This is a genomic window from Streptomyces sp. NPDC048484, assembly GCF_040651415.1.
Classification (GTDB): Bacteria; Actinomycetota; Actinomycetes; order Streptomycetales; family Streptomycetaceae; genus Streptomyces.
On the sequence record NZ_JBEZJY010000023.1, the window covers coordinates 160,849 to 173,242 of the forward strand.

Genomic DNA, 12,394 nt, shown 5'->3' on the forward strand with positions numbered 1-12,394 from the left:
GCGTCGTCACAGCACAGGGCTCGCGTCCGCGGGTGTACGAGGGGCGCTGTGACGAGGGGCGCCGTGCCAGTCCAGTATCAGGACTGTGGCGTCGTCGGTGAGGTTGCCCTGGCAGGTTTCCCACACCCTGGCCGTCAGGATCCGGACCGCCTCCCTGGGATGCAGGGCGCGGGTTTCGTGCACGAGCCCGGCCAGGTCGACGGCCGAGGCACCGCGGTCCTGCATGCCGTCGGTGAGCAGTATCAGCCTGTCTCCGGCCCGCAGGTGCAGTTCCTGCTCGCGGTAGGGGACGGGCGCCGGTACGCCGAACGGCAGGTTGACGGCGAGTTCGACCTCTTCGACGGCGCCGTCGCGCAGGCGCAGCGGCCAGGGATGTCCGGCGTTGACCAGTCGGCAGACACCCGTGTCGAGATCGATGCACAGCAGTTGGCCGGTGGCCAGCCCCCGGCTGTGCTTCATCAGGGCCTGGTGGGCCTGGTGGGCCTGTCTGACCGGGTCGCAGCCGCTGCGGCGGGCCCCTCTCAGCGCACCGACCAACAAGGTGGCCAGCAGAGCGGAATCGGTGTCGTGGCCCATGGCGTCGGTGATCGACAGGTGCAGGGTGTCGCGCCCCAGGGTGTAGTCGTAGGTGTCGCCACCGATGTCGTCGGCCGGGATCAGATCCGCGGCGAGGGTGAACTGTGAGGCCTCACAGCTGGATGCCGTGGGCAGCAGTTGATGCTGGATCTCCGCGGCCAGGCTGGCCTTGGTGGTACGCCGACACAGGTGATACAGGTCGGTGAAGCGGCGGTCCGTGACGATTATGTAGGCCAGTGCGTGTGCCGCCTCCCTTACCTGTCTGAGCACGGTGTCGTCGGCGTACTGCAGGGTCACCTCAAGGACGCCGATGCAGTCCCCGCGGTTGGAGACAGGCGTGATGATGCGCTGCCCGTCCTGACCGTCCGGCTCGACATGTTGGCGCTGGCTCTGCAGCACTGTGTCGTAGACGCTCCCCTGCAGAGCGATCGGCTCGGTCCGCTCCGCGACGTCACCCTCGGCGACCGCGGCCAGCCGTACCAGTCGCTGACCGAGAAGGTCGACGAACAGGAAGGAAACGTGCTCCGCACCGAACCGCTTCTGCAGGTCACGTGCGACCACGTCAACAGATTCCCCGGGTGGCGCGGCCTCCGCAGCGGCCAACAACTCACCCAGTTCCACATCTCCACCGTTCACGGCGACCTCCCATCGGATTCCGTTCCTTCTGCCCCGACTTCCTCCGACCTCACTCGCTGTGTGGCTCCTCACGGGGGGTGTCGCCGTACATGTGTGCGGGCACTATGGGGCGCGCGCAGGAATTCCCGACTCACGTGGACCTCACACCGCGTGCAACACCTCACACCGCGTACAACAACCTCACATACCTCACATCACGAACAAGTCGTGTCCGGTCCAGAGGCACCCCAGCGGAGGCAGTCCAGTGGAGACAGCTCAGTGGAGGTATAAATGAAGCGCACCGGTACGGGGCGCGATGCGCGGTTGACCGCCCATGGAGCTGTCTCCACATCTCTTGCCCTGCACAGCGATCGCGCTCTCCTCGCTCTCCTGGACGCGGCCGGCACGACCGGTTCCGGCATCGGAGGGAAGTCGACCCTGCTGGAGGTCGCCGGAACACGGGTCTTCGTGAAGCGGGTCCCCCTCACCGACCTGGATCGGCGACCGGACAACATGAGGTCCACGGCGAACCTGTACGAGCTGCCGCTCTTCTGCCAGTACGGCATCGGCGAGGACGGGATAGGCGGGCCGGGGTTCGGGGCCTGGAGAGAACTCGCCGTACACACGATGACGACGAACTGGGTCCTCGCGGGGGAGCATGACGGTTTCCCTCTGATGTACCACTGGCGGGTCCTGCCGGACGCGACGCCCCTGCCCGAGGAACTGGCCGATGTGGAGCGGGCCGTCGCCTCCTGGGACGGCAGAACATCGGTACGTCGCCGGATCGAGGGCCTCCAGCACTCCTCGGCGAGCATCGCCCTGTTCCTGGAGTACATCCCACAGAACCTGCACCAGTGGCTCGGCGAACAGCTGGCCGCAGGTGACGAGGCCGTCAACCGGGCCTGCGCCATGGTGGAGAGCGGGCTGGAAGACGGGATCTCCTTTATGGGGAGCCGAGGTCTTCTGCACTTCGACACCCACTTCGAGAACATCCTCACGGACGGCGAGCGCCTCTACTTCGCGGACTACGGGCTCGCCCTCTCCGCCCGCTTCGAGCTGACGCGGGAGGCGAGCGACTTCTTCGTCCGGCATCACGACTACGACCGCTGCTACTCGACCAGCTACTTGGTGAACTGGCTGGTCACCGCGCTGTACGGGTATGGGAGAGACGACCGTGAGGCGCAGGTCCGTGCCTTTGCCGATGGTGAGCGTCCCACCGGGATACCGGCGGCGGCAGCGGCGATTCTCACCCGCGACGCACCACTCACGGCGGTGATGGCCGACTTCTTCCGCCAGCTGAGGGGCGAGAGCAGGAAGGCCCCGTACCCGGTCGGGGAACTCCAGCGGGTGGGCGCCATCGCCATGCACCGCACACCCGGCGACTGACGGGTGGGCGCCGTTGCCCGGTGGCCGGCCCGGGCGGCCGGCATGGCATGAGTGGCATGGCATGGGGGGCGATGAGGCACGTCAGTGCGTCGGCAGCCACTTGTCGAGGGCGTCGATGAGGCGGTCGAGTGCGGGGTGTGCGGCAGAGCGGTCCGTGATGACCGTACGACCGTCGAATCGCAGCTTGTACTGGAACATGTCCGCCGCGCCCGGGTCCACCGTCACGTCGGGGACGTCCGCCAGCGCCGGATCCCCGAGCAGCGTACGCAGCTGTGTGAACTGGGCCGCGCCGGCGCGGCGCACCTCGGTCTTGCCCTTGTCGCTGGTGTGGACGGTGCCGTCGCCACGCAGGATCACCTCCTGCTGAACACCGGCGAAGCCGCCGCTGACGGTCATGGTCACCAGCTTCTGCTCCGGTCCGGAGCTGGGGACCGGCGACGGGCTCCTGGAGGCCGATGACGATGCCGATGGGGCAGGCGAGGGGGTGGCGGACGTTCTCGATGGGGAAGCCGACGGCGGAGCCGGGGGAGAGGTCGTGGTGCTGACCACAGGATCCGACGGCTGCGCCGAACTGCCGCCGCCGTCGTCGGCGGAGCAGCCGGCCAGGCTCAGTACGGTGGCCGCGAACACGGCCGTCGCCACCACGGTTCCGCGCCCTGCGTACACGCTGCCTCCTTCTCCTGCTTCTCCTACTTTCCGGTCCTCTTTCTTTCTGGTCCTCTTTGATCCTTTTTGGTCGTCCCGCTTCTGGATCGTCTCCACCGGACTGTGGATACCACGGATCCGCGCGTTCAGGCCCGCCCGTCCGGGTGTCATGCTGTCAGTTCTTCCGTCGTCCGAGGAGGCCCTATGCCCGAGCCGTCCGTTCTCGCCGCGTTGGTGTCCGGATTGCGAGGGGGGTCCATCGAAGTCGTCGACCTCACGGCGCCGTTGTCGTCGTCGACGCCGGTGCTCCAACTGCCGCCCCAGTTCGGCCAGACGGCGGTGTTCGCACTGGAGGAGATCAGCAAGTACGACGACCGCGGGCCGGCCTGGTACTGGAACAACTTCCGCAGCGGTGAGCACACCGGCACCCATTTCGACGCCCCGAACCATTGGGTGACCGGCAAGGACCTGGCCGACGTGGCCTCCGTACCAGCGGGCCGGCTGATCGCACCGGCCGCCGTGCTGGACTTCACCGCCGAAGCGGAGGAGGACCCGGATTTCCTCGTGGAGGTGGAGCACGTGCAGGCCTGGGAGGCCGAGAACGGGCCGTTGCCCGACGGCGGCTGGTTGTTGCTGCGCACCGGCTGGGACGCCCGCTCGCACACGCAGGAGGCGTTCCTCAACGCGGACGAGAACGGCCCGCACACCCCTGGCCTGTCGCCGGAGTGTGCCCGCTGGGTGGCCCAGGAGTCACCGGTGATCGGCCTCGGCGTCGAGACGGTGGGTACCGACGCCGGACGCGGGCACACCTTCGACCCGGCCTTTCCGTGCCACTCCTATCTGATGGGCAGTGACAAATACGGGCTGACCCAGCTGCAGAACCTGGCGGCGCTGCCCCCGACCGGCTGCGTCGTCGTCGCCGGGCCGCTGCCCATCGTGTCGGGGTCCGGGTCTCCCGCGCGGGTGCTCGCACTGGTGGAGCGCGCATGAAGGTCGCGGAGGCCGTCGGACGGGCGCTGTGCGCGGCCGGAGTCTGCCAGGTCTTCGGCGTCGTGGGATCGGGCAACTTCCATCTGACCAACGCCATGGTCGCGGCGGGCGCGCGCTTCGTCGCCGCACGCCACGAAGGTGGCGCGGCGACGATGGCCGACGCGTACGCGCGCATCAGCGGCACCGTGGCTGCGCTGAGCGTTCATCAGGGTCCCGGCCTGACGAACGCCATGACGGGTGTCGCCGAGGCGGCCAAGAGCCGTACGCCGCTCCTGGTCCTGGCAGCCGAGGTGACTGAGCCCCGGTCCAACTTCCACGTGGACCAGGACGCGCTGGCGCGGGCGGTGGGTGCGGTCCCGCTGCGGATCACGTCGGCCGAGCTCGCGGTGGAACAGGCCCGTGCCGCGGTGGAACGAGCCCTGCACGAGCGGCGCACCGTGCTGCTCAACCTCCCTTTGCGAGTACAGGCCCTGGACGTGCCCGAGGGCGCCTTGGCACAGGCCGTGCAAGCCGAGCAGACCACGCCGCCGCGGGAGCGGACGGCGGTCGAGCCGTCGTCGGACGACGTGGCGGCGTTGCTGCAGGTACTCGAACGGGCGCGGCGGCCGGTCTTCGTGGCCGGCCGGGGCGCACGATCACCAGGTGGACGGGCCGCACTCGAAGCTCTCGCCGAGCGCTGCGGAGCCCTGCTGGCGACATCGGCCGTGGCGCGCGGTCTGTTCCACGGCAATCCGTGGTCGCTCGACGTGTCCGGAGGCTTCTCGTCGCCGCTGACGGCCGAGCTGATCGGCGCCGCGGACGTGATCGTGGGCTGGGGCTGCACGCTGAACATGTGGACGATGCGGCACGGTCGGCTGATCGGTGCCGACACGACGGTGGTGCAGGTCGACGACGACGCGTCGGCGCTCGGCGCGCAGCGGGAGATTCGGCTCGGGGTCACCGGCGACGTGGAACTGACCGCGCGGCGTGCGCTGGAGACGGGCGGCGCCGGAGAACGGCAGGGTTACCGGACCGCCGCCACGGCCGAGGCCATCACCGCACGCGTGTGCTGGCGGAACGTGCCGTACGAGGACACGAGCAGCCGTGAGCGGATCGACCCGCGAACGCTGAGTATCGCGCTCGACGACATCCTCCCCGCTGAGCGAGTGATCGGCGTCGACTCAGGCAACTTCATGGGTTACCCCACCATGTATCTGTCGGTGCCGGACGAGAACGGCTTCTGCTTCACCCAGGCGTTCCAGTCGATCGGCCTGGGGCTGGCGACCACGATCGGCGCGGCACTCGCGCGGCCGGACCGGCTCGCGGTGGCGGCGCTCGGGGACGGCGGCGCCATGATGGGTGCCGTGGAACTCGACACGGTACGCAGGCTTGGGCTGCCGATGGTCGTGGTCGTGTACAACGACGACGCCTACGGAGCGGAGGTGCACCACTTCGGGCCGGACGGATATCCGCTGGAGACGGTCGAGTTCCCGCCGACGGACATCGCCGCGGTGGCCCGGGGCTACGGCTTCGAGGCGGTGACCGTGCGCGCGCGGACGGATCTGAAAGCCGTCGAGGACTGGGTCGCCGGGCCTCGGTCCGCACCCTTGCTCATCGACGCGAAGGTGACCCGGGACCGAGGGGCCTGGTGGCTGGAAGAAGCGTTCCGCGGACACTGAGCCCGGCGCGGGCACGGATCATGGCCACAAGGCATGCCCCGCGGAGCACGGCCGCGAGGCATGGCACCGCGGAGCATGGCCGCGAGGCATGGCACCGCGGAGGAAGAGCAACCCTCTGACCGTCTCGCAAGTCTCCCTCTCGAAAGTCTCCCTTCCAGGGGGTGCTATGGGGACGGAAGATCAAATCGCTTACTTCCTACGGGAGTTGACCGACACGGACCCGGAGCGACGCACGGCAGCGGCGAAAGGGCTCGGCAGGACCGGCCGGCCCGAACACGCCGGAGCCCTCGTCGAGGCAGCCGGCGACCCCGAGCCCGCGGTGCGCGCGGCGGCGGCTCTCGGACTCGGCCGGCTCGGAGCCCCGGAGGCGGGCGGCACAGTGCTGCCGCGGCTGATGCGTGCAGCGGATCCACGGGTACGACGCCAGGCTTCGCTCGCCGCGATCCGGCTCGGGCTGGACGACCGAGCCGTCACGGAGGCCTTCGCGGGCCTGCTCGGTGATCCGGACCACCACCTGCGGATCAACGCCCTGGTCGGTCTGGGCGCGCTGGGCGTGACCGGCGACGTCGCGGCGCTGGTGCGACTGCTCGGCGATCCGGACGGAGCGGTGTGGGGACGCGCCCGCTCGCTGGTGTACCAGTTGCGCGACGACCCGGCCGTCCGGGCGGAAGTGATCCGTACGGCTCGGGAGGGCGAGGGCGCCGCCCGTGCGGAGGCTCTGAGGATGCTGCCGAACAACTGCACCGAGCTGTTGCTCGATTCGCTGCTTGCCGGACTGCGCGACTCGTCCCGAGCGGTGCGGCTCGCGGTGACCGGGCGGCTGTTGGACGCGGAACAACCCACGGTGCGGGACGCCCTGGTCGCGACCCTGCAGACGGAGCGGGACCCAGCGGTGGCGGGAACGCTGCTGAGCGGACTCGGGGGGCGCGGAGAGCGTCGGGTGGCCGATCCCGCGGTGCGGTGGCTCCGCGACCCCGAGGCCGGCCGGTGGGCCGCGCAAGCCCTTGGCCGCCTGGGCACCCGGACCGCTGTCGAGCAGCTCCGCAAAGTCCTCGGTGACAAAGCGGTACCGGGGCGCACCCGGGCGGCCGCCGCAGAGGCGGTCGGCGCCGCAGGGAGATGGGACGCGGTATGGCTGCTGCTCCCGCTTCTCGACGATCCCGACGCCGACGTCCGTGCGGGTGCGGTCGACGGACTGGGGGAACTCGTCCAGGAAGGTCTGCGCTTCTGGGAAAGCCGTCCCGTGGCCGAGGCACTCACCGCCCACCTCGCGTCCGGCGGGGAGGCGACCTGGCGTACACGCAACGCCCTCTACGGTCTCGACGACGCCCTTCCCGCCGTCCGGCGCCTGGCGGACACATCCTCCTCCGGGGCGGTCCGGGCTGCCGCGCTGTCACTGCTGGACGCGGAGGACGCCCCCGATCACGAGACGGCCCGGCAGGACATCCGGCGCTTCGAGCGAGGCCTCGACGACGCACACGAGGACGTCCGCCTCCAAGCGGTCAAAGGCCTCACCCGCTGGGCGGCGGATGGAGCACTGCCATCGGTCGACGAGGCGGCCCGCGACCGGCTCACCACGTTCACCACCGACGCCTCCCCGCCACACCTGCGCCGAGCGACCACCGAACTCCTCGAAGCACTGGACACAGACCGTGAGCAGTGACGCCGACCGGGCGGGTTCCAGATCCACGACCTGATCGCCATGGTTCTGGAGGCGGCGCAGGAGGGGGCCTGAGGGCGGGACCGGGTTCAACTCGCAGCGACCATGAACCTCGCAGCGACCATGAACAACGAGGCCCCTCATGCCCGATGGTTACGATCATGGGATTCCCGGCGACCTATGAGGAGTTGATCTGTGATGCTGGCTGGTCCCGCCGATCCGAACGTGCTGCATCCCATGCCCGAGCAGCCGCGTGTGGTGCTGCTGCGTCCCCTGGTCACCTCGCCGTTGATCGAGGTGGGGGAGTACTCGTACTACGACGATCCGGATGATCCGACGGCCTTCGAGACCCGCAATGTGCTGTACCACTACGGGCCGGAGAAACTGGTGATCGGTCGGTTCTGCGCGCTGGGTGAAGGCGTGCGGTTCATCATGAACGGCGCCAATCACCGGATGGACGGCCCCTCGACCTTTCCCTTTCCGATCATGGGAGGTTCCTGGGCCGAGCACTTCGATCTGATCACCGGCCTTCCCGGCCGGGGAGACACCGTGGTCGGCAACGACGTCTGGTTCGGGTACCGGACCATGGTGATGCCCGGTGTCCGTATCGGGCACGGCGCGATCATCGCCTCGGGGGCCGTCGTGGTCGACGACGTGCCCGACTACGGCATCGTCGGCGGCAACCCCGCCAAGCTCCTGCGCCGGCGGTACAGCGACGAGGACATCGTCCGCCTCCTGGCTCTGTCCTGGTGGGACTGGCCCGCCGAGCACATCAGCGAGCATGTCCGCACGATCATGTCCGGCAGTGTCGACGACCTTGAGGCGGTGGCCCCGGCCTCGAAGTGACCCCGAGTATGGCTGTGGCTGTGGCTGTGGCTGTGGCTGTGGGGTCGGGACCGGGCTGCTGGATTTCAGGGAGCTCTCCGGCCCTCGGTCAGACCCGTGTCCGCCGGCGGGCGGTCGCGACGCGCAGGGCCAAGGCGATGGCGAGGAGGATCCAGGCCACGGCAGAGTAGGCCCAGTGCGTCGCTCCGTTCACGACGCCGAAGATGCTCCATACGGCCCACAGAGCCAGAACGGTGCACAGCGCGGTCCACGCGATGTCCATGAGGCGGACACGCAGCTGCCCGCGTTGCTCGGTGCCGCGCTCCAGGGTGCCCAGCTCGGATGTCCTGGCCGGCTCGGGTGTCTCCGGTGTTCTGCCTCGCGGTGTCACGACGCGTCTCCCCTTCCACTCGGCTCCTACGTTCACCTTTGGTCGTACGGTGCTTCCGCGTACCCCGCGCTGTGGTCCGCAACCTGTCAAGCCGTCCACGACAAGCGGAAGTTGACGGTCCGGGCAGGCGCGCCAAGCACCCCGGTTTTCGTGCGCGGCCGAACCGCGACGCGCGACGCGGACACTCTCCGCGTCCCGCGCCTGCCGTATTTGTGAGCTTTATCTGTTTAACATGCAGTGATCCACTTTCGGTGGCCCTGCCGCACGTAGCTCGTGGGTCCGTTGTGCCATCAACCGCGAGAGGAGGCCTCCATGGCCCCGGCAGGCTGCCGCAGATCCCTGACGCAGGACACCTCGTCACGACACGACCCCGAATTGCGTGCCGCCGCGCGGCATTTCGGGCGCCGCCGTTTCTTCACGGTCACCGCTGCGGCCGCCGCTCTCGCCTTCTCCGCGAACCTGCCGGCCCGGGGAGTGGCTGTCGGCACCGAACTGGACGCGGCGAGGATCCCCAGCGATCCGTTCAAGCTCGGCATCGCCTCCGGAGACCCGCGGCCCGATTCCGTGCTGCTGTGGACCCGGCTCGCGCCCTCCCCGTACGAGCCGGGCGGAGGTCTGCCCGAGCAGTACGTGGCCGTCGAGTGGGAGGTGGCCACCGACGAGCGCTTCGCCTCGATCGTCCGCAGGGGCTACGCCGTCGCCTTCCCGGAGTACAACCACAGCCTGCACGTCGAGGTCGGAGGCCTCGCCCCCGGTCGTGTGTACTACTACCGGTTCAGGACCGGCACCTGGATCAGCGACACCGGACGTACCCGCACGGCACCGGCAACCACCGCCGCCACCGCGAAGCTCACCTACGCGGCCGTGGCCTGCCAGGCCTACAGCGACGGGTACTTCACGGTGCACCGCCATCTGGCCCAGGACGACGTCGATGTGGTCTTCCACCTCGGCGACTATCTGTACGAGTACGCCGTGAACTCCGCGGGCGGCGCGCGCGACTACACCGACCGGAAGCTGCCCGGCCTCTTCAACCGTGAGGCCAAGACCCTGGAGGACTACCGGCTTCGCTACGCCCTCTACAAGAGCGATCCGGACCTGCAGGCGGTGCACGCGGCGCACCCCTTCGTCGTCACCTGGGACGACCATGAGACCGAGAACAACTACGCGGGCACCATCAGTGAGAACAACGTCCCGCCGAAGGAGTTCCTGCTGCGGCGCGCCGGCGCCTACCGGGCGTACTGGGAGAACCAGCCCCTGCGCGGCACACAGCAGCCCAGTGGTCCGGACATGCAGCTCTACCGCCGCCTCCAGTGGGGCACGCTCGCGCAGTTCGACGTCCTCGACACCCGCCAGTACCGCTCCGACCAGGCGTACGGGGACAGACCGCACGCTCCCGGTGCCGAGTCGGACGATCCGGCGCGCACCCTCACCGGGGCGGCGCAGGAGAAGTGGCTGATCGACGGCTGGCGGGCCTCGGGGGCCCTGTGGAACGTCATGGCGCAACAGGTGTGCTTCTCGCAGCGCAAGTTCGATCTCAGTGCCGAGGCCAAGATGTCCATGGACGCCTGGGACGGCTATCGGGCCTCGCGCCGACGGGTCCTCGACGGTGCGAAGTCGGCAGAGGTCGACAATCTGGTGGTCATGACGGGGGACGTGCACGTCGGGTACGCCTTCGACATCAAGGAGGACTTCGACGATCCGGCGTCGAAGACGCTGGGCACGGAGATCGTCGCCACCTCGGTCGCGAGCGGCAGCGACGGCGCGGACAGGCCCGCCAACTGGGACACGTACCTCAAGGCCAACCCGCACCTGAAGTTCTACAACGGGCGCCGTGGCTATGTGCGGGTCGCCCTGGACCGTCAGAAGGCCCGGGCCGACTTCCGAACGGTCTCCGCCGTGACGACGCCGGACGCACCGGTCACGACCGCCGCGTCCTTCGTGAGCGAGGCGGGCAGCCCGGGCCTCGAACCCGTCTGACGCGGGCCCTTCTCCTCATCGCGGTACCTGGTGAGCCGGTCCATCGGCATCCGGTACTACGCCGGGCGGGTCCTTCGTGTCGTCCGAAGCGCCGAACTGGAGACAAGTGGACATTTTCTGCGCCCATGTCGGCAAGGCCTAGGGTCTCGGCCCCTTCCTGCTCCCGAACACTCGAACACCCGAACCCCAGAACCTCCGACCCTTCCCAACCTCCGAACACCCGAAAACGAGGAGTCACCCGATGGTCCACAGACATGCCGGCGGAACCGCCCGGACCGCCTTGACCGTGCTCGGCGCACTCGTGCTCACGGGGCTGCCCGAGGCCGCGGCCGTCGAGCCACCCGCTCCGGCGCCCCCCTCGTCCGCCGCGCAGACGCTCGGTGCGGACAAGCCGTCGTCAACCCTTCTGCGCGCGCTGCAGCGCGACCTGGGGCTGACGGCGTCGCAGGCCAGGGCGCGGCTGGTGAACGAGGCGGAGGCGGGCACGCGCGCCGGCCGGCTCCAGAACGCGCTGGGCAAGCACTTCGCGGGTGCCTGGGTGCACGGCACGACCTCGGCCCGTCTGACCGTCGCGACCACCAACGCCGCGGGTGTCGCCGCCATCAAGGCCAGCGGGGCGCAGGCGAAGGTGGTCAGGAACACGCTGGCGGATCTGCAGGCAGTCAAGGCGAAACTGGAAGTCGCCGGGGCGGGCAAGTCCCTCGACACACCGGTGCGGTACGTCGACGTACGGACCAACCGGGTGACGGTGCAGGCGACGAGCAGTGCGGCCGCCGACAAGCTCATCGCGGCCGCCGGCGTCGACCGGCGGCTCGTCGAGGTCAAGGTGTCGGCGGACCGGCCTCGCGCCCTGCACGACGTCCGGGGCGGTGACGCGTACTACATCGACGAGAAGGCACGCTGTTCGGTCGGGTTCTCCGTGACCAAGGGCGACAAGCAGGGGTTCGCCAGCGCCGGACACTGCGGGAAGCCGGGTGCCAAGACCACCGGCTTCAACAAGGTGGCCCAGGGCGCCTTCGAGGCCTCGATCTTCCCCGGCAAGGACATGTCCTGGGTGGGCGTCAACAGCCAGTGGACCGCCACGCCAACTGTCAAGGGCGAGGCTGAAGCGAACGCGCAGGTCGCCGGTTCGGTGGAGGCGCTGGTGGGCGCGGCGATCTGCCGGTCCGGCTCCACCACCGGCTGGCACTGCGGAAAGATCGAGCAGCACGGCACCAGCGTGAGCTACGCCGAGGGCGTCATCGAGGGAGTGACGCGCACGACGGTGTGCGCGGAGCCCGGCGACTCCGGCGGCTCCTACCTCTCCGGCACCCAGGCCCAGGGCGTCACCTCCGGGGGCACCGGCGACTGCAAGAGCGGCGGGACCACCTTCTACCAGCCCATCAACCCGCTGCTCAAGGAGTACGGGCTCACGCTGAAGACCGCCGCGGGCGAGGGCACACCCGGCGCACAGGACGTTCCCTCGGGCAGTTGGAGGGCGGGCAAGGTCTACGGGACAGGCGTACGGGTGACCTCCAACGGCGTCACCTACGAGTGCCTGCAGTCGCATCAGGCGCAGGGTGCGTGGCAGCCCGGCCTCACGCCGGCTCTGTGGCAGCGCGTATGACACGTACGGGGCAGCGCGTCTGACGCGTACGGTTGCGCCGCGGGGCGGGGCCCGGTCCACGGACC

General features: G+C 69.5%; 10 protein-coding genes. 7 read left to right on the forward strand and 3 right to left on the reverse strand.

The window, feature by feature from the left end; all coding sequences use genetic code 11:
- Positions 1-6: 6 nt before the first annotated feature.
- The gene (locus AB0D14_RS23995) at positions 7-1,212 is read right to left on the reverse strand and encodes a PP2C family protein-serine/threonine phosphatase (protein WP_362782277.1); all 1,206 of its coding nucleotides are present in this window, start codon (positions 1,210-1,212) and stop codon (positions 7-9) included.
- A gap of 270 nt (positions 1,213-1,482) precedes the next feature.
- Here AB0D14_RS23995 and AB0D14_RS24000 point away from each other — a divergent pair, with 270 nt between their 5' ends.
- Positions 1,483-2,577 carry a protein kinase family protein gene (locus tag AB0D14_RS24000; protein ID WP_362782279.1) on the forward strand — a complete coding sequence of 365 codons (1,095 nt, stop codon included), beginning with the start codon at positions 1,483-1,485 and terminating at the stop codon, positions 2,575-2,577.
- Positions 2,578-2,658: 81 nt separating this feature from the next.
- On the opposite strand, the gene AB0D14_RS24005 is transcribed toward AB0D14_RS24000, so the two are convergent.
- Entirely contained in the window at positions 2,659-3,243 is a 585-nt protein-coding gene (locus tag AB0D14_RS24005) for a hypothetical protein (protein ID WP_362782282.1), read from the reverse strand.
- A 183-nt stretch (positions 3,244-3,426) separates the two neighbouring features.
- Here AB0D14_RS24005 and AB0D14_RS24010 point away from each other — a divergent pair, with 183 nt between their 5' ends.
- From AB0D14_RS24010 to AB0D14_RS24025, 4 genes are all read left to right on the forward strand, one after another.
- Positions 3,427-4,212 (forward strand): cyclase family protein, encoded by a 786-nt coding sequence (locus AB0D14_RS24010; protein WP_362782284.1) that lies wholly within the window; start codon positions 3,427-3,429, stop codon positions 4,210-4,212.
- Positions 4,209-5,870, forward strand: coding sequence for a thiamine pyrophosphate-binding protein (locus tag AB0D14_RS24015; protein ID WP_362782286.1), 1,662 nt, complete (start codon positions 4,209-4,211; stop codon positions 5,868-5,870). Before AB0D14_RS24010 ends, AB0D14_RS24015 begins: the two co-directional genes overlap by 4 nt.
- 166 nt (positions 5,871-6,036) lie before the next feature.
- Positions 6,037-7,533 carry a HEAT repeat domain-containing protein gene (locus AB0D14_RS24020; protein ID WP_362782289.1) on the forward strand — a complete coding sequence of 499 codons (1,497 nt, stop codon included), beginning with the start codon at positions 6,037-6,039 and terminating at the stop codon, positions 7,531-7,533.
- Positions 7,534-7,728: 195 nt separating this feature from the next.
- The gene (locus tag AB0D14_RS24025; protein WP_362782291.1) at positions 7,729-8,376 is read left to right on the forward strand and encodes a CatB-related O-acetyltransferase; all 648 of its coding nucleotides are present in this window, start codon (positions 7,729-7,731) and stop codon (positions 8,374-8,376) included.
- An 88-nt stretch (positions 8,377-8,464) separates the two neighbouring features.
- Here the strand turns inward: AB0D14_RS24025 and AB0D14_RS24030 are convergent, their stop codons facing one another.
- Positions 8,465-8,746: a hypothetical protein gene (locus tag AB0D14_RS24030; protein ID WP_362782294.1), complete on the reverse strand. Its 282-nt coding sequence runs from the start codon at positions 8,744-8,746 to the stop codon at positions 8,465-8,467.
- 312 nt (positions 8,747-9,058) lie between these two features.
- Between AB0D14_RS24030 and AB0D14_RS24035 the strand changes: the two genes are divergently transcribed.
- Together AB0D14_RS24035 and AB0D14_RS24040 are read left to right on the forward strand one after the other, a co-directional pair.
- Entirely contained in the window at positions 9,059-10,723 is a 1,665-nt protein-coding gene (locus AB0D14_RS24035; RefSeq protein WP_362782297.1) for an alkaline phosphatase D family protein, read from the forward strand.
- 241 nt (positions 10,724-10,964) lie between these two features.
- The gene (locus AB0D14_RS24040) at positions 10,965-12,329 is read left to right on the forward strand and encodes a carbohydrate-binding protein (protein ID WP_362782300.1); all 1,365 of its coding nucleotides are present in this window, start codon (positions 10,965-10,967) and stop codon (positions 12,327-12,329) included.
- The last annotated feature ends 65 nt before the right edge of the window (positions 12,330-12,394 follow it).